Source organism: Nodularia chucula CCY0103 (assembly GCF_963923915.1).
Taxonomy (GTDB): Bacteria; Cyanobacteriota; Cyanobacteriia; order Cyanobacteriales; family Nostocaceae; genus Nodularia; species Nodularia chucula.
Genome location: NZ_CAWUOL010000002.1, coordinates 140,243 through 162,972, shown reverse-complemented (window position 1 = coordinate 162,972; position 22,730 = coordinate 140,243). Strand labels below are relative to the sequence as shown.

General features: G+C 41.5%; 19 protein-coding genes and 3 pseudogenes. 10 read left to right on the top strand and 12 right to left on the bottom strand.

From position 1 onward, the window contains the following. Positions 1–296: 296 nt before the first annotated feature. Complete coding sequence (locus tag ACM0OP_RS01330; RefSeq protein WP_414526582.1) at positions 297–875, top strand: Uma2 family endonuclease; 579 nt, start codon at positions 297–299, stop codon at positions 873–875. A 301-nt stretch (positions 876–1,176) separates the two neighbouring features. Here the strand turns inward: ACM0OP_RS01330 and recN are convergent, their stop codons facing one another. Then, positions 1,177–2,904: a DNA repair protein RecN gene (gene recN / locus ACM0OP_RS01325; RefSeq protein WP_414526581.1), complete on the bottom strand. Its 1,728-nt coding sequence runs from the start codon at positions 2,902–2,904 to the stop codon at positions 1,177–1,179. A 229-nt stretch (positions 2,905–3,133) separates the two neighbouring features. Here recN and ACM0OP_RS01320 point away from each other — a divergent pair, with 229 nt between their 5' ends. Continuing rightward, positions 3,134–5,116, top strand: coding sequence for an ABC1 kinase family protein (locus tag ACM0OP_RS01320; protein WP_414526628.1), 1,983 nt, complete (start codon positions 3,134–3,136; stop codon positions 5,114–5,116). A gap of 137 nt (positions 5,117–5,253) precedes the next feature. On the opposite strand, the gene ACM0OP_RS01315 is transcribed toward ACM0OP_RS01320, so the two are convergent. Both ACM0OP_RS01315 and ACM0OP_RS01310 read right to left on the bottom strand, forming a co-directional pair. After that, on the bottom strand, positions 5,254–5,688 hold the full coding sequence (locus ACM0OP_RS01315; RefSeq protein ID WP_414526580.1) for a hypothetical protein: 435 nt from the start codon (positions 5,686–5,688) through the stop codon (positions 5,254–5,256). A gap of 167 nt (positions 5,689–5,855) precedes the next feature. Continuing rightward, the gene (locus ACM0OP_RS01310) at positions 5,856–8,909 is read right to left on the bottom strand and encodes a valine--tRNA ligase (RefSeq protein WP_414526579.1); all 3,054 of its coding nucleotides are present in this window, start codon (positions 8,907–8,909) and stop codon (positions 5,856–5,858) included. A gap of 108 nt (positions 8,910–9,017) precedes the next feature. Here ACM0OP_RS01310 and ACM0OP_RS01305 point away from each other — a divergent pair. Next, positions 9,018–9,412 (top strand): annotated as a pseudogene (locus tag ACM0OP_RS01305) (GxxExxY protein). Between the two features lie 76 nt (positions 9,413–9,488). Here ACM0OP_RS01305 and ACM0OP_RS01300 read toward each other — a convergent pair. Beyond that, positions 9,489–10,751: an FGGY-family carbohydrate kinase gene (locus ACM0OP_RS01300; RefSeq protein ID WP_414526578.1), complete on the bottom strand. Its 1,263-nt coding sequence runs from the start codon at positions 10,749–10,751 to the stop codon at positions 9,489–9,491. A gap of 159 nt (positions 10,752–10,910) precedes the next feature. Here ACM0OP_RS01300 and psaM point away from each other — a divergent pair, with 159 nt between their 5' ends. Together psaM and ACM0OP_RS01290 are read left to right on the top strand one after the other, a co-directional pair. Beyond that, the gene (gene psaM / locus ACM0OP_RS01295; RefSeq protein WP_006196319.1) at positions 10,911–11,006 is read left to right on the top strand and encodes a photosystem I reaction center subunit XII; all 96 of its coding nucleotides are present in this window, start codon (positions 10,911–10,913) and stop codon (positions 11,004–11,006) included. Positions 11,007–11,535: 529 nt separating this feature from the next. Next, positions 11,536–11,946 (top strand): slr1601 family putative cell division protein, encoded by a 411-nt coding sequence (locus tag ACM0OP_RS01290; protein ID WP_414526577.1) that lies wholly within the window; start codon positions 11,536–11,538, stop codon positions 11,944–11,946. Positions 11,947–12,163: 217 nt separating this feature from the next. On the opposite strand, the gene ACM0OP_RS01285 is transcribed toward ACM0OP_RS01290, so the two are convergent. Further along, the gene (locus tag ACM0OP_RS01285) at positions 12,164–12,886 is read right to left on the bottom strand and encodes a tetratricopeptide repeat protein (RefSeq protein ID WP_414526576.1); all 723 of its coding nucleotides are present in this window, start codon (positions 12,884–12,886) and stop codon (positions 12,164–12,166) included. A 367-nt stretch (positions 12,887–13,253) separates the two neighbouring features. Between ACM0OP_RS01285 and ACM0OP_RS01280 the strand changes: the two genes are divergently transcribed. Beyond that, positions 13,254–13,718 (top strand): hypothetical protein, encoded by a 465-nt coding sequence (locus ACM0OP_RS01280; protein ID WP_414526575.1) that lies wholly within the window; start codon positions 13,254–13,256, stop codon positions 13,716–13,718. A gap of 12 nt (positions 13,719–13,730) precedes the next feature. Next, on the top strand, positions 13,731–14,288 hold the full coding sequence (locus tag ACM0OP_RS01275) for a glutathione S-transferase family protein (RefSeq protein WP_414526574.1): 558 nt from the start codon (positions 13,731–13,733) through the stop codon (positions 14,286–14,288). 45 nt (positions 14,289–14,333) lie between these two features. On the opposite strand, the gene ACM0OP_RS01270 is transcribed toward ACM0OP_RS01275, so the two are convergent. The 6 genes from ACM0OP_RS01270 to ebsA all read right to left on the bottom strand — a co-directional run bounded on the left by ACM0OP_RS01270 (position 14,334) and on the right by ebsA (position 18,451). Beyond that, positions 14,334–14,825 (bottom strand): YajQ family cyclic di-GMP-binding protein, encoded by a 492-nt coding sequence (locus ACM0OP_RS01270; protein WP_414526573.1) that lies wholly within the window; start codon positions 14,823–14,825, stop codon positions 14,334–14,336. A gap of 190 nt (positions 14,826–15,015) precedes the next feature. Beyond that, positions 15,016–15,438, bottom strand: a complete 423-nt coding sequence (locus tag ACM0OP_RS01265) for an MAPEG family protein (protein ID WP_462362458.1) — start codon at positions 15,436–15,438, stop codon at positions 15,016–15,018. 128 nt (positions 15,439–15,566) lie between these two features. Further along, entirely contained in the window at positions 15,567–16,070 is a 504-nt protein-coding gene (locus ACM0OP_RS01260) for a DNA recombination-mediator protein A (protein ID WP_414526572.1), read from the bottom strand. Positions 16,071–16,418: 348 nt separating this feature from the next. Beyond that, positions 16,419–17,513: a phosphotransacetylase family protein gene (locus ACM0OP_RS01255; RefSeq protein WP_414526571.1), complete on the bottom strand. Its 1,095-nt coding sequence runs from the start codon at positions 17,511–17,513 to the stop codon at positions 16,419–16,421. A 54-nt stretch (positions 17,514–17,567) separates the two neighbouring features. After that, complete coding sequence (locus ACM0OP_RS01250) at positions 17,568–17,759, bottom strand: hypothetical protein (RefSeq protein ID WP_414526570.1); 192 nt, start codon at positions 17,757–17,759, stop codon at positions 17,568–17,570. 317 nt (positions 17,760–18,076) lie between these two features. Next, positions 18,077–18,451 (bottom strand): type IV pilus biogenesis protein EbsA, encoded by a 375-nt coding sequence (gene ebsA, locus ACM0OP_RS01245; protein WP_414526569.1) that lies wholly within the window; start codon positions 18,449–18,451, stop codon positions 18,077–18,079. A 301-nt stretch (positions 18,452–18,752) separates the two neighbouring features. Here ebsA and ACM0OP_RS01240 point away from each other — a divergent pair, with 301 nt between their 5' ends. Then, positions 18,753–20,162: a glycosyltransferase family 2 protein gene (locus ACM0OP_RS01240; RefSeq protein WP_414526568.1), complete on the top strand. Its 1,410-nt coding sequence runs from the start codon at positions 18,753–18,755 to the stop codon at positions 20,160–20,162. Between the two features lie 179 nt (positions 20,163–20,341). Continuing rightward, positions 20,342–20,689, top strand: a pseudogene (locus ACM0OP_RS01235) (RpnC/YadD family protein); the annotation flags it as partial. Positions 20,690–20,735: 46 nt separating this feature from the next. Here ACM0OP_RS01235 and ACM0OP_RS01230 read toward each other — a convergent pair. Then, positions 20,736–21,131, bottom strand: a pseudogene (locus ACM0OP_RS01230) (transposase family protein); the annotation flags it as partial. A gap of 325 nt (positions 21,132–21,456) precedes the next feature. Between ACM0OP_RS01230 and ACM0OP_RS01225 the strand changes: the two are divergent. Next, positions 21,457–22,656 carry an IS4 family transposase gene (locus ACM0OP_RS01225; RefSeq protein ID WP_414526567.1) on the top strand — a complete coding sequence of 400 codons (1,200 nt, stop codon included), beginning with the start codon at positions 21,457–21,459 and terminating at the stop codon, positions 22,654–22,656. Positions 22,657–22,730 lie beyond the last annotated feature (74 nt).

Sequence of the window (22,730 nt, the reverse complement as noted above, 5' to 3'; positions counted from 1 at the left end):
GCAATTTAATTGAGATATATCTGTTGTTCCTCTTAATATTTGTTAAATTATAGGACTACGGTTTGATTATTGAAAAAATCTAGGTGTTGTAGGGTGTGTTAGACGGAACGTCGTAACGCACGAAAGGCTTTCAGGATGGTGCGTTACGCTTCGCTTTAGCGGAGCCATGCCCCTTGGGCTATACAGCACCCTACGTGTTTTTCAGAAATCAAATATGATTCCTATAGTTTTATTCGTTAGTTTAAACGTGTGGGTTGAGTTATGAGTAAAAATGATCGCACATGAGGTAACAAAAAATGATTGCTGTAAAAGGTAAGTTTCCTAAGTTAACGCCCGAAGAATATTTCATTTGGGAAGAAAAACAATTGCTTCGCCATGAGTATCTTAATGGTGAAGTTTACGCTATGACTGGGGGGACTCAAAATCATGGAAGAATTGCTAGTAATATTATTTTCATTGTTAAAGGTCATTTACGAGGTGGTGGTTGTCAGGTTGGTAATTCTGATTGTCGTGTAAATATTTTTGAAACGAAAGATTATGTTTATCCTGATGTAAGCGTTACTTGCGATGAGCGCGATCGCACTGCAATTCAAGCAATTCAATATCCCTGTCTAATTGTTGAGGTTTTATCTCCAAGTACAGCCAGTTATGACCGAGGGGATAAATTTAGATTATATCGTCGCAATCCTAGTTTACAAGATTATCTTTTGGTTGATGCTGAGAAAATAGCGATTGATTTATACGGCAAAAATGAGCGCGGTAATTGGGAGATTTTTAATTATCAACCTGGGGATAATATCAAGCTAAAAAGTATTGATTTAACTTTTCCCATTGAGTCGGTTTATGAGGATATTGTTTTTGAGGAATCAGTATAAATCGCTAGTATTTTTATCAGTTTGGGAATGAGTAAGGATTGATGCCTAAAAAGAGGAAGTTTTTCTGTGCGATATTGTAAAATTTGAGCTTTATTGATTACGGAGCTTATAAACCAATACGGTTCAGTTAAGGCTAAAACTCTTGGTTAAAATCAATTTTTTGAACGAACCACAAAGAACGCAAAGGACACAAAGAGAAGAAGGAAAGACAGAAAGAGAGGCTTAACTGAACTGTATTGATTTTGCAAGAGGTCTATTAATTCTCCATAAAATTAACCGAAGAACCAAAACTGCAAAGACACTAATTTATTTCTTGGCGACGATGATTGGCGGCTTGTAATAATAATGACTCTGCAAAGGCGATCGCATCTGTGGCAGATTTACCACCAGCTAATTGCGCTAGTTCTTCGCGGCGATGGCTGAGATTTTCTAAATTCGTGACTCGGACTACTGTACGCTGCTCAGTATTATTACTTTGGGTAATTGTTTGTTTATCTACACGGAAATGTCGATCAGCCATTGCTGCCACTAAAGGTTGATGGGTGACGCATAATACTTGGTTATTTTGACTGAGCTGATGTAATTTTTCGGCGATCGTCTGAGCAACTCTTCCAGAAACTCCCACATCAATTTCATCAAATACCATTGTTTCGGCGGCATCTACTTGACAAAAACACGCTTTTAGTGCTAATAAAAACCGACTCATTTCGCCTCCAGAGGCGATCGCAATCAAAGGTTGTAGTGGTTCCCCAGGATTAGGACTAAACATAAAGGTAATTTTATCTGCACCTGTGGCGGTGGGAAAAATCGGCGCTATCTCCACCTGAAACTTTACCTTTTCCATTGCTAAAGGCTTGAGTTCACCCAACAATTGAGATTCTAAATGTGCTGCGGTTTGACGACGCAATTTAGTTAACTTGGCACAAGATTGAGTTAGCTGTGCGGCACAGGCTGCTTCCTGCTGTTCTAAATTTTCAATAGATTGTTCGCTATCATTCAGGTCTGCTAATTCCCCTTGGATGCGTTGATAATATGCGATCGCTTCTGTCAAAGTCGGACCATACTTGCGGCAAATTTGCTTTAATTCTTGAATCCTCTCCTCTACTTCCTGCAATCGTTGGGGATCAGCTTCCAAACTACCACCATAAGCATTAATTTGTCTGCCCACCTCAATCATCGCCGTTTGAGCATCCCTAACCAAATCTAACAGAGGTTGTAGTTGGAAATCGTACTCCACCATGTCAGTTAATGTCCCTTCGCTGTCCCCCAATAAATCAGCGACGGCTGGGGTTTCATGATCATTTTGATACAAGGATTGATACACCTTGTAACTCATCTGTTGCAATTCCACAACATGATTGAGGCGTTCCCGTTCTTGCAGCAGTTGTTCCCATTCCTGGGGATCATTGAGGTTAGCAGCGCCCAATTCCTGTATTTGATAGGTCAACAAATCCAGTTGCTGTAACCGTTCCCTTTCTGATGTCCGGCGTTTTTCTAATACTTGATGGGCTTGTTGATAAGCACTAAAAGCCGTAGCAATAATTTGACACTGTTGTAGTAAAGAGTCGCCGCCGTATACATCCAACCATTCCCGGACTTGAGCCGATTTTCCCACCTGCACAGTTTGACCTTGGGCTGTAATTTCTACCAGGCGATCGCGCAATCCCCCCATAATCTGCCGATTTACCAACACCCCATTTACCCGTGACCGGCTGCGGATATTACTAGCAGTAGCCGTAATTTCTCGGCTCACAATCACACAATTATCTTCAGTTAAATCAATTTCCTGTTCAGTTAACCAAGCCGTTAAAGCCGGATGAGATGTAAAAGTAGCCTCTACCATAGAGCGACTTGTTCCGGTGCGAATCACTCGACTAGACACTTTACCACCCAAAGCCGCATCAATGGCATCCAAGATAATTGATTTTCCCGCGCCGGTTTCACCCGTGAGAACATTCAATCCAGCGCCAAATTCTAGTTCCAATTGGTCAATGAGGGCAAAATTTTCAATTCTCAGGTAAAGCAACATCAAGCCAAATTCTCCGTGAGGGCAGATGCCGAGACTTTATTTTTGTTACCAACCATTGGTAGACACAATTATGATACAACGCTTTTCTCTTAATTAACATGATATCGAGATACGATTTAACTAAAGACACAGTGAAAAAACTGTAATTTATCTGCCGACGATAGATGTTGATATGTAAACTTAATTGTTACAATAATTTACATACTCAATGGAACCCGTGGCTGCCTTCATGATTGTTAAGACATTTCCCCCGACTTCCCGAAAAACAGAGGACAAACCACAAGTGACTGAAGTAGTAACAGAAAATGGCCAATCAACCTTGGTTGTGAGTTCACCAAAGTACATAACTCAGCCACATTTAGAGACTGAGGCCATACTTTACGATGCCGCAGAAATCAGGGAACATTATCGTCATCGACCCCTACAAGTTTTTCAGCGTATTGTTGCCGTTTTAAGGCCGACTCTTTCCTTTGTATTGGGGTTATGGTGGGATAGCCGCCGGGGAATAGAGATGAAAAAAGATCACCGTCGCGCCGTTCAACTACGAGAATTACTGACACAACTGGGGCCTGCTTATATCAAAATTGGACAGGCTTTATCCACTAGACCGGATTTAGTCCCCCCCGCATATCTAGAAGAATTAACCAGATTACAAGACCAATTACCACCTTTCCCCAACGAAATTGCTTATCAATTTATTGAAGAAGAATTAGGCGCACCACCTCCAGAAATTTATGCTGAACTCTCACTTCAACCCATTGCTGCGGCTTCTTTAGGACAAGTTTATAAAGGTAAACTCAAAACTGGTGAAGAAGTCGCAGTTAAAGTCCAACGCCCGGATTTAAGAGACAAAATTACCATTGATTTATTTATTTTGCGTCAACTAGCGGCTTGGGTACAAAATAGAGTTAAAAGAATCCGCAGTGACTTGGTTGGTATCCTCGATGAATTAGGCGATCGCATCTTTGAAGAGATGGATTATATTCATGAAGGAGAAAATGCCGAACGCTTCTTTGAATTATATGGTCATATAAAAGACATTTACGTCCCCAAAATTTACTGGGAATATACCAACCGTCGGGTACTGACGATGGAGTGGATCAACGGCACAAAATTAACCCAAACCGCCGAAATTAACGCCAAAGGTATAGACGCTCGTTATCTAATTGAAGTGGGTGTACAATGCTCCCTACGCCAGTTATTAGAACATGGGTTTTTCCATGCTGACCCCCACCCAGGTAACTTATTAGCCACACCAGAAGGTAAATTAGCCTATCTCGACTTTGGGATGATGAGTGAGGTACAGCCACCCCAGCGTTATGGTTTAATTGAGGCGATCGTTCACGTAGTTAACCGTGACTTTGAAGGTTTAGCTAACGATTACGTCAAGCTAGATTTTCTCTCCCCAGAGACAGATTTAACACCAATTATACCTGCATTTGCCAGAGTCTTTGCTGATGCTCAAGGAGCCAGTGTCGCTGACTTAAATATTAAAAGTATTACTGATGAACTCTCGGCTTTGATGTATGAATATCCTTTCCGAGTACCTCCCTACTACGCTTTAATTATTCGCTCCTTGGTAACTTTGGAAGGTATTGCTATATATATTGATCCCGAATTTAAAGTTCTCAACGAAGCCTATCCCTATGTTGCTAAACGCCTGTTAACCGACCAAGCACCACAGTTAAGGACATCTCTGCAAAATTTATTGTTTAAAGATGAAAAATTCCGGTGGAATCGTTTAGAAAACTTGTTAAAGAATGCCAAGAGAAATCAGGATTATGACTTAAATTTAGTGTTGAACCAAGGAGTAGATTTCCTCTCATCTGAACGTGGTGCATTTATTCGTGACAAAATGGTAGATGAGTTTCTCAATGGAATCAATGCTGTAGGTAAAAATGTTCTCCACAATTTTACTTATGTACTGCGAGAAAGGGTAGGTTTAACAGCAATTAACGAAACCCCGAAGGCGACAGTTGAACAAGAACAAACATTGGAGCATATTAAACGCATTTTAAATATTCTCAGAGAAACTGGTGGTTTTGACCCTATGAAGTTAGCACCCCAAATGGCGCAATTGTTAGTAAATCCAGATGTACAGCGTTTAGGTCAGCAAGTTACTAATCGTTTAACTCAAAAAGCCCTCGCCCGTTTAATTCGGGAGTTATTAGCAGTTGAACAAGCTCAAAATACTACCTCAAAAAGTTTCTAGATTTAAGACTTATTAACAGGAATTACGCAAAATCAGGAAAAAACAAACCACAAAGGACACAAAGGACACAAAGTTAATAGGGTTTTAGAGAGTTCTTGCGTAAGTCCTAATTAAGAAAAAAATGAATACTTGAATCATCAACCTGAATTTTTCTGGGGATGATTCTTGTAACGTTTCAGACTTTCTTCTAAGGCTTGAATCTGTTCCCGACGGGCTTCCAATTCTAGAGAACGACGGGCTAAATCTTGATTTTGTAAAGTTAGAGATTGTCGCCAACTTTCCGCCCGTTCTGCTTCTTGTTGCAACTGTGCTGGTGTGATCCCAATGGTCAGATAAGTTTGAACTAAATTTATTACCCAGCTACTAGCATCTTCTAAACTTTCAATATCACCTGTGGGAGAAAGCTGCACTAAAACTAGCAGTTTTTCACTCACGGTAGTTTCTGTTTCCAAAGGAATTAAAGTTTCTTCCGCCATAACTACCCACAAGTTGTCAGTTTCCTGACGTGCTAATAAGCGTAACTGATACTTGTCTGAAAATTGATTTTTATGGACTTGAGCTAGATATAACATGGCTTTAGCTTCAGATTTGAATTGCCAAAATATTGCTTAAGTTCACATTTCATCTGAGTTAAGTACAGGGCGGGCAAGATGCCCACCCCACAAGATTTATAATCTTAAGATGTATGTGTACTTCATTCACTTACAAAGTGCTGTAACTCAACTGTTACCCATTACAGTTACACTAAAGTACGCAGGCGATCGCGCAAAATTTCCGCTTGTTTTTCCGCTTCCGCTAAAGACTCTCTCGCCCCCTTCACTACCTCTGCTGGCGCTTTATCCACAAATGTAGGATTGCTTAACCGTCCACGCAAAGAGTTAGCCTCAGTTTCCGCTTTATTCAGGCTTTTTTCCAGTTTGGCACGCAAGGTAGCAATATCTACCACATCACCACTCAAAGGAATTACGACCTGTACAGTACCGACAACTCCGGCGATCGCATTTTCTGGTGCTGGGGCTTTTGGTGATTCGGTTGGTAAGATTTTTTCACCATTAAGTTGGGGGAAATACTGAGATAATAACTTTTGTCTAGCCTCAGCTTTCAGAAGAACTTGCACAACAAACCAACACGCATACCCAAAACCAACTATTTCAAAAAATGTCCCAATTAAAGGAACTCGATAAACCGTATTTCCTGTAACTAAACCTATCCTTGCAAACACAAGCGCCACAATTATCCAACCAATGGTCTTCAAACCCCTCTGCGGTTTTTTCTCCACAACTTTAGGGGTTATTTCCACTTTTTTAGATGCTTCTTGAACACCAGCACTTTGGCGCTCAGTACAAACAATCGTGAAATTCTCTACCTTAGCCAAATCTTGAATATAAGCCTGTCCAGCAGTGAGGATTTGTTGTTCTTGGGGATTATCAGTTTGCAGATTTGCGGTAATTTTTGCCCCTGGCTTAATATCCGCCTCAGCGCGTAAATTGCGAATTGTGCGAATTGTGCCAATAAGTAGATCAAACTGTGCTTCCAACTCTGGATTAATCAGGTTATTATCGGCTTCAGGATAGGATTGTAAAGCTAAAGTTTGTAAAGAATCCGCAGGTTGTTGGGTGAAAGTTTGCCAAATTTCCTCAGTAATGTGAGGCATTAAAGGATGGAGTAATTTTAAAATTCCTTCCAGCAGATATGCAATAATTTGTTGTGCTACCTTGCGGGATGCGGGATCTGCATCTTTTTGTAACCGGGATTTAACTAATTCAATATACCAGTCACAGAAATCACCCCAGATAAACTCATACAAACCTTTTGCAGCTTCTCCTAAACCGTAGTTATCAATGTAATTACTCGTTTGGTTGATAACTTGATGATAACGGGAAATTATCCAGCGATCGCTTAACTCTGTAGGGATTGGTTGACCCAGTTGTGCCGGAGTTTGTCCATCCAAATTCATCATCGCAAACCGGGCGGCATTCCACAACTTGTTAGCAAAATTCCGAGATGCTTCCACCGATGCAGACTCATCCTTTTTGCGGTCATATTCCAAGCGGATATTTTGACCAGCACCCGCAACTTCTTTAATTAAGGTATAACGCAGCGCATCAGTTCCATATTTGTCAATTAATAACAGTGGGTCAATACCATTACCTTTAGTCTTTGACATTTTTTGACCGTTTTCATCCAACACTAACCCGTGGATGTAAACATCATTAAATGGCATTTTCCCAGTAAAGTGTCCCGCCATCATCGTCATTCTAGCTACCCAGAAAAAGATGATATCAAAGCCTGTTACCAAAGTGCTGTTAGGGTAATAAGTCGCTAAATCCTGAGTTTGTTCTGGCCAGCCTAAAGTAGAAAACGGCCAGAGTCCAGAAGAGAACCAAGTATCTAATACATCTGGGTCTTGTTCTAGCTGGACATTTTCACCAAACTGTGATTTAGCTTTTTCCCAAGCCTCATCTGCTGATTTAGCAACGACAAACGGCGTATTATCGGTAATGTGACCACCAGTTTCACTGACAGCATACCAAGCCGGAATTTGATGACCCCACCATAATTGACGAGAGATACACCAATCTTTTAACTTGACTAACCAATCACGATAAACCTTAGTCCAGCGTTGGGGAACAAACTCCGGCGTATTTTGATTGTCGAGAAATTCTAAGGCATTATCAGCCATTGGGCGAATTTTGACAAACCACTGAGTAGATAGTAATGGTTCAACGGGGACTTTACCGCGATCGCTATAAGGAACAGTATGCTTATAATCCTCCACCTTCACCAGTACACCATCGGCCTCTAAACGAGAAACCACATTTTTTCTAGCCACAAAGCGGTCTTGTCCTTGGAACTCCCCAGCTTGATCATTGAGAGTCCCGTCTTTATTCATAATATTGATTGATGGTAGATTGTGACGCTTACCCATTTCAAAATCATTGGGATCATGGGCTGGAGTCACTTTGACACAACCAGTCCCAAATTTCGGGTCAACAAACTCATCACCAATAATCGGAATTTCCCGATTCATAATTGGCAGAGTTAAGGTTTTACCAATTAAGTGTTTATATCTGTCATCATTGGGATTAACAGCCACACCTGTATCACCAAGCATAGTTTCTGGTCGAGTCGTCGCCACTTCCACAAACCCAGAATTATCACTGAGAGGATAGCGGAAATGCCAAAGATGACCATCAACTTCTTGATTATCCACTTCCACATCAGACACCGCAGACTGAGAAGCGGGACACCAGTTGACTAAATATTCGCCACGATAAATTAAACCTGACTCATAGAGACTGACAAAGGCTTCCAGAACCGCTTTTGATAAACCTGCATCTAAAGTAAACCGTTCCCGTGTCCAGTCAACTGAGACACCCAGGCGTTTTAACTGATTCACAATTGTACCTTCAGAATCGGCTTTCCATTGCCAAGCCCGTTCTAAAAATTGTTCGCGTCCCAGTTCGTAGCGAGTTTTACCCTCTTTTTTAAGTTGCTTTTCCAACATCGTGTGAACAGCAATACTAGCGTGGTCAGTTCCGGGAACCCATAGGGTATTGCGCCCTTTCATGCGGTGGTAGCGGATGAGGGTATCAATTAAGGCGCTTTCAAAGGCGTGACCCATGTGCAAACTGCCGGTGACGTTGGGAGGGGGAATGACGATGCAGTAAGGTTCACCGGGGTCGTTGGGGTCGGCTTTGTAAACTTGGTTTTCTTGCCAAAATTTTTGCCATTTGGCTTCGGTAGTGAATGGGTCGTAAAGGCTGGGGAGGTTGGTAATGTTTGCGGTCATGCTGGGAATATTAAGTTTGGAGGGACTTTAATAAATTTTGCCATAGGGTTTGATGGAAACGAACCGCAAAGGGCGCAAAGTACACAAAGGAAGAGGAGGAAAGTAAAGATGAGACAGCCAAATGGTCAGCTAGAAAATCTGGCTTATGAAGTGATTGGGGCGGCGATTGAGGTACATAGGATTTTAGGTTCTGGGTTTTTGGAGGAGGTATATCACAAGGCTTTGAGGGAAGAATTTCTGATGCGCGAGATACCTCACCAGTCTGAGTATCCAGTCAAAGTACACTACAAAGGTCGTCCAGTCGGTGAAGGTAAATTAGATTTTCTAGTAGGAAACTCGCTAATTATCGAATTGAAAGCCGTCCAAAACCTAGCCCCACCCCAATACACGAAGCACAAGTCCTCTCGTACCTGAAAATGACCAAACACCCCCTCGCCCTCCTCATCAACTTTAACGTCCCTCTCCTCAAAGACGGCATCAAACGCATTATCCTCTCCTCTTAACCTTCCTTCTTTCTTATCTTCCTTCTCCCAAGGGGAGACGCTACGCGAACGTGTACTTTGCGCCCTTTGCGGTTCGTTAATCAAATCCATCCACCCCCCGCATAGCCAAAAGCGCCGAACCAAAAGCCGCCTCAGTCTGCACCGAAGAAACCACAGAAACCCTTAAAACACCCTCCCGAATAGCACACCAAGCACTATTCCCCGCCCCACCACCAGCCGTATAAACACGAATTAACCTATCCGCCCCCATTTCCTGCAACAAACCATACCCACGCGCCTCAATCCGCGCCATACCTTCCAACAACCCATGCAAAAACGCCACCGGATCATCAGGACGTGGTTCTAATCGTGGCGGTAAATCGGGATCATTAATCGGAAAGCGATCGCCCGCCCGCAACAAAGGATAATAATCTAACCCACTAGCCTGAGTAACATCAATCTCACCACTCAACCTTCCCAACTCAGCCGCACTAAAAAAATGCTTTAGCACCGCCCCCCCAGTATTAGAAGCTCCCCCAGTCAGCCACAAATTACCCAAACGATGGCTGTAAATACCGTATCGTGCATCCTCCACACGCGTCCGACTTAATAATTTAACTACCAACGTCGAACCCAAAGAAGTCACAGCTTCCCCTGGCGATTTAGCCCCACTAGCCAAGAAAGCCGCAATACTATCAGTTGTCCCCGCACACACCAAACAATCAGCAGGAAAATTCAACTGAGTGGCTATTTCCGGGCGCAATTTGGCTATAGGAGTACCAGGAGTTAAAACTTTCGGTAGCTGAATCGGTAATTGCAGTTTCTCCAGCCATGCTGGATATTTTAGCTCTTCCACGTCATAGCCTAGTTTTAAAGCGTTGTGATAATCACTAAAACCCAAATAACCATGCAGCAGAAATCCTAACCAATCGGCTTGATGAAGAAAATATCTGGCTTTGCTAAAAGTAGGTTGTTGCATCATCCATAACAATTTGGCGAGGCTAGAAGTAGCACTTAATACATTATGATGCGGTGGTGCAATATGTCTCAACTGCTCCAGCATCACTGATCCCCGCCCATCGTTATACAGTAAAGGTGCATCTATCGGCTTACCAGCAGCATCACACAGCAAGACTGTAGAGGAAGTACCATTAATGGCGATCGCTTTGACTTCTCGGCGCAAATTCTCAGGTATTTGTCTCAGCAGCCAAAATAAACCCGTCTCCCAAGCAGTTGCTAAGTCAGAAACCGCCTCATCTGGCCAAGGATACTTAATTTCGGCTTGGGTGCAACCTTCTTGATTAATCACAACACCCCTAACGCCAGAAGTGCCGAAATCGATCCCCAAATAAAAATTCATAGTTTTATAAATTTTTTTAACGCAAAATGACTAATAGGTACTGCTTAATCACTGCTTTTGTTGCATCTTGTTACAAGATATTCCCCATTCTTGGTAAAACAGTGAAAAGTAGTAAACGAACTGTTCAATATTCATTTCTAGCTCAGGAGGGTTCCAACCGTGCCTATCTCAGACACTCAAGTGTACATTGCTCTAGCTGTAGCCCTAATTCCCGGAATTTTGGCTTGGCGTTTAGCCACAGAACTTTATAAATAACGCCATGTTTTGACATGGTAGGTGGGGCATATTTAACATCGCTCCACTTTCACGCAACAATCAGGCTAGTCCTGGTTGTTGTATTTATCCTTTAAATTCGCCGCTATATTCTGAGTTTCCGCTTTTAGTATATTAAAAAACTATTTATTTGTGTAAATTACGGTTTATATAGGCGCAAATCTGGCATAAATACCAATATGCCCACAGGTTACAAGTTAAACAAAATAAGTCTTTAGCCACATAATTCTACTCACAGGCTGAAAAATGGCGGCTAACAACAGTTTTTGCATCAATAATCACCATAACTGGTAATTAGAAACATAATTGTCCAACAAACCGGATAGTGACAGGTGAAGGCTGAAAACTTTTGAATACCGAGCATCTAAGTAGATATTGTCACAATTTAACTTAAGATACACGTGTAGCAATTTGCGAAAAATGAAGTAATATGACAGCTAAATCCAGCTTTAATAGTATCAGTGTGCTTTCTATGATGTTGCCATTCAATCAGTAAGGTTTTTTTAGCATAATGAACGCGAGTCAACCGTCTAGACCACCGCTACAACCCATACAAAAACGCCGGGCTGTTCCTCGCCCAAAACGGCATCTTCGTCAACGTTCTTACCAGCTTATGGCTCTGGAAACCACTGCAAAAATAGCGGTTAACTTGGCTATATCCACCGCAGCAATATCTGCTCTCGTGCAACTTGTGCCTTATCAATTGACACAGCAAGACCGATTGCGAGAAGTTGGGACTGAAGTAAAGCTGATGCAAACACGGGTAGAGAATTTGCAAAGCGAATTTAACCGTAATTTCGATCCCCATCAAGCTCAGAGTATTAGACAACAGCAAGCCTATAGATTTGACCCTCATCAACTTCCAGTAGTATTTGTGCATCAAGATGGTAAGGAAGTTGAAGTATTAGAGTTATTACCCTAAGAACAATATTCAGAATTTATATGGAAAAATCAAATTTGCTTACGGGCGTGATTGTCTATACATACTGAATTTTTGTATGCAGTGCGATTGGCTGATGGTCAATCACCATACTCCCATTGACAATTAGAAATTCCTCTTGTTTGGCATTTTTAATTGTCATTTCTCTCTGTTAGCACTAAAACACTTCAACACCCGTAGATTCCCTAACAAGATTCTATTAATAGAGATTTTGGGGACATAACAGCTCGTTTAACCAATTTTCCAGTTGTAAACGTAATCTGTAACCAGACATATCTCCTTGTCCAGCTAATTTGGGTAGTTTAGTCAGGGCGCGACGATAATCGGCGATCGCACAATTCCAATCACCCCAAAGATGATAAGTTCTGCCCCTTTCTGCCCAAATATGCCCTTCTAATTGACCGAAAAGCATTGCTACCTCAAAACTATCAATAGCCTCTTCGTATTCCTCCAAATCACGTAAGGTGATCCCTCGGTTAATCCGCGCCCGGACATAACCCGGATTCACATCAATCGCTCGGTCGTAGTCAGCAAGTGCGGCGGTAAATTCTGAGCGCGCTGCATGGTAATTAGCTCGATTGTTATAAGCGCTAGCTAAATTGGGATTCAATAGCACTGCTGTGTTGTAATCTCCCAAAGCTTTTAGCATTTCACCACTCTGAAAATAAATCAATCCCCGGTTGTTATAGTCAACGGAATTTTGGGGACGACGTTCAATTAATTCAGTCAGTAAGGCGATCGCCTCAGCATAATCTCCTTGACGAGCTGAACTCAAAGCGCAAGAGCGCAAGCAGTTATCTCCTAAAGCCGACCCACTACGACCCTGATTTTTCTGCCCAAAAGCATCAAAAGAGCGATGTGATACAAAATTATATCTTTTATTTTGCTGCTTACCAGAAGCTAAAAATGAATGGCTATTCATATTATTTTGCGTGAGCTACTTGCTCTTCCCAATTAAATTACAGTTTTTTTAGTGATAGTAATTGCGCCCCTGTGTCACTTAATAAGGTGTCTATGATTACTTTAGCATCCGTATGGTAGCCGAATTTTAGATCCCATAGACAACCAGCGAAAAAGTGAACTCGCCTTACTTAAATAATTAATGCTCGAACTTAATAATTAATACGTCACCCCTAAGTTAAATTCCAGAAATAATAAAAATCAATCTTAAAGAGTAATCATTGAGGGGGCGACAAATTGGTAGAATGCCAACAAGCCTCAACTCAGTAACTACTTCAGTCAGGCTAAGGATGAATGGCGATAATTTTTAAGTATTGAGAAAATTTTTGATGACAACAGCAATTTCTGATCAACACGCACCTGATTTAGCTGCTGACGATTATATAGTTATAGGTCTATCAACCTGCTTCATCAAAGAAGATGGGGAAGTTTATCAAGTTGAAGTTGTAGAACCAATTCCTTCTGCTGCTTTAGAAGCCTTATACAAAGGGATTCCCACTTCCTATAAGTTAGCTTGTGCTACCACACTAGGATCTGTCTTGGATGGCGATAAACCCCTATTACCACAGGGCTTTCCAGAATCGGCTCAGTTTGCCGAAGAATTTGCACCACGGGTATTTGCTGCGGCTCGCACCTACAAGCGTCGTCAAACAGCAACAACCCTGATTCCTCTAGGTACAACCTACACAGATTTTAACTATTCTACTGAGCGTAAGCGTGTACTCAATGCCACTAGAGTTGTCAATAAAGAAGACAACGTAAAACAGCATTCCCACACTCACAAAGTTCTTTGATCTCAAATAATTATGCTAAAACTTTACGGTGGCGCTCGTAGCCGAGCCTCAATCATTCAGTGGTATTTAGAAGAACTAGCAGTTCCTTATGAATTTGTCATGCTAGATATGCAAGCGGGGGAACACAAGCAGCCTGAGTACCTGAAAATTAACCCAATGGGTAAAGTACCCGCAATTGTGGATGGTAATTTCCAGCTTTGGGAATCAGGGGCAATTTTACTGTATCTCGCCGATAAATACAGCAAAACCTCAGTTTCTCCAGAAGAGCGGGGTATATTCTCCCAATGGGTATTGTTTGCTAATGCTACCCTTGGCCCTGGAGTTTTTGTAGAAGCAAATCGAGAGCGGGAAATGCCCCGCTTATTGACTCCCTTAAATGAAATTTTTCAGCAACAATCTTTTCTTTTGGGTGATGAATTTACCGTTGCTGATGTGGCAGTAGGTTCTATGTTGGCTTACATTCCCATCATGCTGAAACTAGACCTCAGCGCCTATCCAGGAGTGTTGAATTATATCAAACGTATGTCTGAGCGTCCAGCCTTTCAAAAAAGCGTGGGCGGAGGATCTTAGTTAATTGCTGGGCAATGCCCAGCTATCAATTACTCAATTTCAGCATTAACGATAATTGGTAAATTGCAAAGCTACAGGAAAATCTTCTTGTTTCAGACGCTGCATTACACCCTGTAAGTCATCTTTAGCTTTAGCTGAAACCCGCACTGCATCACCTTGAATTGAGGCTTGTACTTTTTTAAATTCGTCTCGAATCAATTTAGAAATTTGTTTAGCAATTTCTTGACTGATACCTTTTTTGAGCGTAATTTCTTGACGTACACGGTTCCCGCTAGCTGATTCAACTTTGCCAAATTCAAAAATTTTCTGAGAAAGGTTACGCTTGGCGGCTTTTTCCCTCAGAATGTTGTGAACTGAATCTAAGGTAAACTCGCTGTCAGTGCTGATATTAATGCTTTCCTCTTTTAATTCAAGAGTAGTTTGAGTATCTTTGAGGTCATAACGACCTTTGATATCTCGTACAACTTGATCGACAGCATTGACTAATTCTTGTCTATCAAAGTCACTCACAACGTCAAAGGAATATGTAGAAGCCATAAACAATTTTAGATTTCAGATTTTACAGTGGGGAGTGTGGCGGGAAGAGGCAGGGGTGCAGGGGGGAGAAGAGGGGTGTGGGGAGTGTGGGAGGTGTGGGGAGGGTGGGGAGAAAGATTCCCAGTCCCCAATCCCCAATCCCCAGTCCCCAATCCCCAGTCCCCAGTACCCAGTCCCTACTCCCTAATTCTTAACTAGTAGCTTGAATAATGCTGGAAACTATGAGAGTAGCAGAGCCAAGAGAGCCAGTGGCAAACATTAACGATCGCAATAGGGGTATATTCAAGATATAAAAAATTGAGTATAGCAAACGCGCCACAACAAAGGCGATCGCCGCCACTGCTGCTGTAGAAGAATTAACACCAGTTACATACGCCATCAATGCTGCGGTGGCAAACAACGTAAATGCTTCAAAGGAGTTTTGATGCGCCCAAGTTGCTCGTTGAGCATAGGGGGGCAATTTATCAAACTGAGCGCGAGGAGTAGCCAGCGCTTCATAGCCAATCTGCACACGGGCATAAGCTACCAATAAAAACGGCAGATAAACCAACAGCACAGCAGCAGCAATAGAATACAAAAGAATAGTAGATACAGGCAGTGCCGATAGCATCATTAAACCAATCTGTAGTATTTGTTACATAGCTTCGATACAGGTAATAGGTAAATTGGCTAACCCAAATACCCATTACCAATTCGCAGTTTCCTATATCTATCATGACCTGGGCAAGGATTTACTGCACTTCAGTCAAAATAGAAAAGCGTTACCACTTTTCTTTGTTCTTCTGCATCTCCACAAGTTTGCAGCAAGGTGCGACTGTCGTGAAATGCAAAACAAATCAGTTGCTGACAGCGAGAAATAATCTCCTTATTACAAATATAACTAGCTTCGGCTAAAGACAGATTATCATTACTGGGATTTTCCACCAGATGCATCACCTGCTCTAATTGCTGACGTGACTCATGGGGCTGGCGTGACAAACTTTGGGGTAAAATCACCGTCAATAAATTGGGATCAGCACGCATTGCTCCCTTAATGGCAGCTGAATTTGTACCTGTAGCCCCAGAGGTGATGACCCGATTACCTGATAAAACCAGGGCATAGGTCATCATTTCAATCAAATTTTGATGCGTAATTGGCACATGACGAGAACCCAGTAAGGCGATTCGTTTAGAACCCGTTTGCTGGATGGTCGCCAGTTCCTGCGCTAATGTATCGAGTTTGGTAAGGTCTGTTGATTGGCTCAAAGATGGTCGTAATCAGATGAAACAACCCAGCTATTCTACCAAACAGAGTGTAGGTGAAAAGCCAACTTGAGTTACATATTGCTACATTTTCCTGATGTTGGCTTCAGAAGTGGAATATCTAAGGCGCAACAATTGATGCAATTAGTTTCGCAGATCATGCCTTTCAGGGGATTGGGGGTTGGGGATTGGGGATTGGGGATTGGGGATTGGGGACTGGGAATTAGGGACTAGAAACTAGGAACTGGGTATTGAGGACTAAAAATCTTTCTCCCCACCCTCCCCACACCTCCCACACTCCCCACACTCCCCACACTCCCCACACTCCCCTGCCTCTTCCCTCCGGTGCGTCTAAGATAATCTCCCTGCGGGAGTCAAACCTAGTTTAGATAACAACCGATCAATGTCAAAATTATCGGTCATTAACTGACGAATACACTGAACTTTAATTGGTTCATGTACTCGTACTTGCCCAAAAGTCCGGTCAATGATTTCCACAGTAGTGAGGGTATCTAAATCCACCGATAAAATGGGGATTTCTAGCTCTTCAGCACGGCTCAGAATAAATGGAGGTGGTGGTAGTTGTCCAGTTAAAATTAGGCATTGTGTAGAAGTTTCTAGAGCGGCTTGTTGAATTTCCACGCGATCGCCTCCTGTGACTACTGCCATATTCCGGCGTTTGCGGAAATACTTCACAGCCGAATTGACATTCATCGCCCCAATTGCCAAACTCTCAACCATCAAATCCAAGCGATCGCCGCGACAAAGAACTTCAGCATTTAACTGGTTAACCAGTTGACCAACGCTGACACTGCGGAGCAAATCACTTTTCGGCAAGGTGGCAAGTACAGGAATGTCTTGCTTTTCTAAAAATGGGCATAATTCAGCGTTAACAATTTCTAACTGTTCGGGAGGAATATCATTAATCACAACTCCCACTAGGCGATCGCCTACCAGCTGTTTAGCAGACAAGAAAGCCTCAGCAGACAGCAGTGAATTATAACGACCTACCAAAAGTACAGCCGCATCCAAAGCCTCAGCCACCTGTAACAAAGACAAATCAAACAGATGTCCTTGCGTCAAATCACCAGGCCCCTCCAGCAACACTAAATCTCCTTGGGAAACTTGTAAATATTGCTGTTTTAATAGCTGCCTATAATCAGTTTTATCCTCACCGCGCAAGCGTTTTTGGACATTGACTTCATTCAAAGCCAGTATTGTGGCAGCCACACGGTTTGTTGGCAAATTTAGACTATCGGCAATAAACTGGATATCTTCCTCAACTACGGAGCCGCCAGATGCACTAAAGCAAGTGCCTAGCGGTTTACCGTAGGCAATATCTAGTTCTTTTTGCTGTAGCTGATGAGATAAACCCAAAACCGTTGCAGATTTACCACTATAAGTCTCGGTTGAGCCAATCAGCAAACATTTAGCAGATTTTGGCACGCATGCACTCCTAATTGCAAAAGGAAGTAGAACCAAGCTAGGTGTTCCCTAATTTTAGTTGGTTCCGGCAACAGGCTGGAGTGTTAACCAAGTCAGTTTTGCCAAAAGTCCTTTTTTTTTGAGGAGATTTTGCCTCTTGTTTACCGAAAGATTGGGTTTAAAGCCCCGTAGTTCTACGACGGCTTTTAATTCATTAGTGTACCAGTATTCTGCTATAGTAATTGTAGTGGAAAGGTAATCAACCACTTAAAAAACCTAGCCGTCGAAAGACAAAGCACTGAACCTTGATAATTGAATCTATGCGGTTCTACTGCATTATTCTAGTTTCCTCCTAGCAGTAGGTAAAAGATTTATAGGGACTAGACGAATCAGCATTTTGAAACAAATTGTTTCAAACAAAACAGGACTTGCACTAATGCAAATAGGGTAGGGCATACCCGAATTAACGCTTGGGGAGAATCCCACCTCTGGTCTAGATGACGCAAGGACTCTAGGTTAAGTGGTTTCGTTGAACCAAGAATCCCCGTCGATTTATCGCGGGGAGTGTCAAGGCTGTTGCAGGTTTATTCCTCTACCCGTAAAACCTTGCGGTAAAAAACTTGTGAAAAATCAGTGAAACGATAACGCTTATAGTTTTCCATCAGTTCAATTAAAAAATTCATAAATTCAAAACTGGCCATCATCACTTCATAGCTGAGGTCAGCATTACCGTCAAACTGTATCCGACAACGTGTTAAATCGGAAGGTAAAGTGGCAACATTCCAAGAAGCGACAAAGGGAATGCTCTCACCACCTTCTATTTTGCGCTCTCCTTCCAAAATACCTTGTTGGTACAGACCCAGGGCTAATGGTAAAAAATTACGCTTTGCACTCTGAATATAAGGTAGGTAAACGCTTGCTTGTTGTGGATTGGCCGGCTGGAGTTTATCAATGGTCATATTTGAATATTTCCCAGGTGATTGATGATTATGAATAGATGTAAATATTCTTCCCACAAAATCTCTCTTACTCACACTCAGCTAGATTAATTCACTGAATCCCCAGTGTGGAAAGTTAGCCTGATCTCCAGTTTTTCAACTAAATTTGCGAAATTCTTCATCCCTTTAAAGGAGGAAAAAGTTGACCCACACCATCAAAATATTATTTATGCAGTAGTGAAATGCTAAAATGAACAAGCCAAGGTGAAACTCCTACGCAATCATCAAAATTCTGCTGAAATAGTTTTGAATTAGGTAACCTATGCCAGCGAATCCCTGGCCTGAAAACAATTATTACGACGAGCTTGACCAACTTAACTCCCTATTATCCGAACCATCGGCAGATGAGGAGGAAACAGTGGTAGAGGTAGATTCTATGTCTCTACCATCCCGTTTTCAAGGACGTAGACGCAAAGCTGCTCTAGTTTTAACTGTGGTGTGGAGCGGTACAATCGCTTTACATCTAGCTTCTTGGGGTTCCATATTTATTCTAGGACTGACTACTCTCCTGGGATTTCATGCTTTAGTGGTGGTATTTGCCAAACCCCGACGCTACACCAAAGAAATGCAGGGGAATTTTCCATCTGTATCTCTTTTAGTAGCAGCAAAAAATGAAGAAGCCGTTATTAGTAAATTAGTTAAAAATCTTTGTAGTCTCGAATATCCAGATGGACAGTATGAAGTCTGGATTATTGACGATAACAGCACCGACAGCACACCGGATTTATTAGCCGCACTAGAGCCTGAATATAAACAACTTAAGGTTCTCAGACGTTCCACTGAAGCTAGTGGTGGCAAATCAGGAGCATTAAATCAGGTATTACCCTTGACAAAGGGCGAAATTGTCGCAGTTTTTGATGCTGATGCTCAAGTAGTACCAGACTTACTGCTACAGGTAGCACCTTTATTCCAACGCGAAAAGGTGGGGGCGGTACAGGTGCGAAAAGCGATCGCTAACGCCAAAGAAAATTTTTGGACTAAGGGGCAGATGGCAGAAATGGCTTTGGATACGTGGTTTCAACAACAACGTATTGCCATTGGTGGTATTGGTGAACTCCGAGGTAATGGTCAATTTGTTCGACGTACAGCCTTAGAAAGTTGTGGCGGATGGAATGAAGAGACTATCACTGACGATTTGGATATGACTTTACGCCTACATTTGGATAAATGGGACATTGAATGTACATTTTTCCCCTTTGTGCAGGAAGAAGGTGTGACAAATGCGATCGCTCTCTGGCATCAGCGTAATCGCTGGGCAGAAGGGGGTTATCAACGTTATTTAGATTACTGGGATCTCATCTGCAAAAACCGCATGGGTGTACGCAAAACTTGGGATATGCTGATGTTTATGTTCAGTATGTATATCCTACCTACAGCAGCCGTTCCAGATATATTAATGGCGCTGGCTCGGCATCGTGTACCAATGTTAGCTCCAGTAACTACACTTTCGGTAACTATGTCTTTTATGGGAATGTTTGCCGGACTGAAGCGCATAGGGAAAGATCGGAAATTTAATATTTCTACATCTTTTGAGTTACTGCTACAAACAGTACGTGGCTCTTTATATATGTTGCATTGGTTAGTAGTGATGAGTAGTACTACAGCGCGGATGTCCATGAGACCAAAGCGCTTAAAATGGGTGAAAACCGTGCATTCGGGAAGTGGTGACTAGGAATATTGTGTAGTCAAAATTCCCAAGTTGAAAATAAACACTTGAAATCCAGAGTTCAGAAAAATGTCTGAATTTTGGATTTTTTAATTTAGCATTTCACAAAGGACGGATTTATGAGAGCTAGTTTATTGAAATCATCTACCAAATAAATTAAACTTTCAATCATACCTTCATTTGTAAAAATCAAAATACCTACTTACCCGGTACTAATTAATATCTTGCAAACGAGTGATACCATAATACCCACCAGGTACGAATCAAGTATTGTGGGATTAACCGCAACCCAAGATTACCGTGTGATTCACCTGTGGGAAATTGATGTTAATATTCCTTTTCGGCAATCTCTACCATCATTGCTGCCATTTGTTCCCATTCTCAAAGGAGGAGATAATGAGTCTACAATTAGGGAAGCACTGCAAATTTTGCGTCAGGATGAAGACTTAAACCAACTGGAGACGGTTTTAGCCTTCTTTGCTACCTTTGTGTTAGAAAGCGCATTAGTGAAAGACATCATGAGGTGGGATATGGGAGCTTCTTTTTGCGATCGCTTTCCAATTGAATTATTCCACAAATTTACTTAGGGCTTGCTGCTAGTAAGTTACAACGCAGACCATAACGACGACGGCGATTACGAGATGTATAACCAAAAATCTTAAAAATTTTTAGGCGGCGATTGACGTGTTCAATGCCAATTCTTGCCTTTGCTAAAGCCCGATTATAGTCTTTTTCTAAAGTTGAAATTTCTCTCTTTTTAGGCTTTTTTTAGGAGTATAACTGTTGCTATGATATTGGTTAATTCCTTGATAACCACTATCGTGGAAACCTTGTATTTCAGGATGAAAATGAACTCCACTAGCTTTGAATAAGGCGAAATCATGGCAGCGCCCTTTACCAAAAAAAGTACAAATAATTTCTCCTGATTTCTTGATTAATAATCAATTGGCTTTTGAGTGTGTGATGTTTTTTCTGTCAGACGTTCGGCGATGACAACTATCGCTACAAATACCCCAGGAGTCAATTTAGTTATCTCATCCCATCCCCTTAAGATTAAGAAAATTAAACATCATAACACAAAATCAATTCTGCAAGATATCTAATTAGGATTATCTTTTAGATATAGAAAATGGCATGATTCGTCCAGAATATTTAATAGATGTAGGCGCTAGTAACCAAAGAATTAAGGCTAAAAAGAACTTAACGGGTGACAAGGTGGCTCAAGATGAGATGTGGCAATAATTTGAGAAAATAAAGTGGTAAAAAATAGGGGTAAATTGCCCCCCAAGAAAAAAAATAAATGTTGCCACAATCATATCAAACAATTTTCCGAAAGCATTTGACAGAGCAGCAGTATCTAACACTGGAGATATTGTTGTTATTGATACAAGCTCATCGCCAAGTCAAACTGTCAAAATTAGCCAGTTTATTTCCGCAACCGATTAGATATGAAAGTAGGAAACGCAATTTACAAAGATTTTTAGGAATAGGTAAACTCTGCGTAAAATTATTATGGTTTCCACTGATAAAATATTGGATTAGACAATCGTTAACACCAAAGCAACTGAATCGACAACAGCGCCGTTACTTTCACAAAAAACAGTATCAAAAATATGGTTATTGGATGGTAGCACTAGACCGAACTCAGTGGAAAGGGCGGAACATATTTATGGTGACATTAGTATGGGGTACTCATGCCCTACCATTGTATTGGGAAACATTAAATCATGTGGGAAATAGTAATTTACAAACACAGAAAAGATTAATAAAGACGGCAATAAAGTTATTGAAAAAATGTCGGATTGTGGTGTTAGCAGATAGAGAATTTCATAGCCCCAAGCTGGCTAAATGGCTTGAGGAGCAAGGAGTATACTTTGCTCTACGTCAGAAGAAAAACCTCTATTTCCAGGAAAAATTAGGACAAGAATATCAAGTTCTTAAAAATCAAGGATTTCAGCCAGGAATGTCGAAGTTTTATGAGAAAGTTAGATGTGGTAAAGGAGATGAATTAGGCTTATTTAATATCGCTATTTATTGGAAGAGAAAATATAAAAATAAAGGACCCAAAGAACCTTGGTACATCCTAACAAATTTACCAACTTTGAAACAAACTTTATGTCTTTATAGATGCCGATGGGGAATTGAACAGTTCTTTAAGGATTGTAAAACTGGTGGCTATAATCTAGAAGATACTAAAGTTAATGAGACTCGTTTTTTAGCCTTAGTTTTATTGATTGTAATTGCTTATAGTTTAGCCACTATGCACGGTCAACGGATGAAACAATTAAGTATAGAGACTTATGCCGGACGTATTCAACAACATCAGGATAAGTACCCACGTCAGAGTGATTTTAGCTTTGCTCTCTACGGACAACTATGGATGTATGGCATGGAATTATGGGCTGATTTAGCTCTGAATTTAATCGCTCTCAAGCCTCATAAACGCCTCTTTTTCCAACGTGGTTTTCAGGCTCTATCCCTGATAAAACAAGCTGTTTAGCCTTCTTGTCACCCGTTAAGGAAAAGTCAAAAGGCATCTGATGTTTTACATAAATAATCTGCGAATTTGGTAGG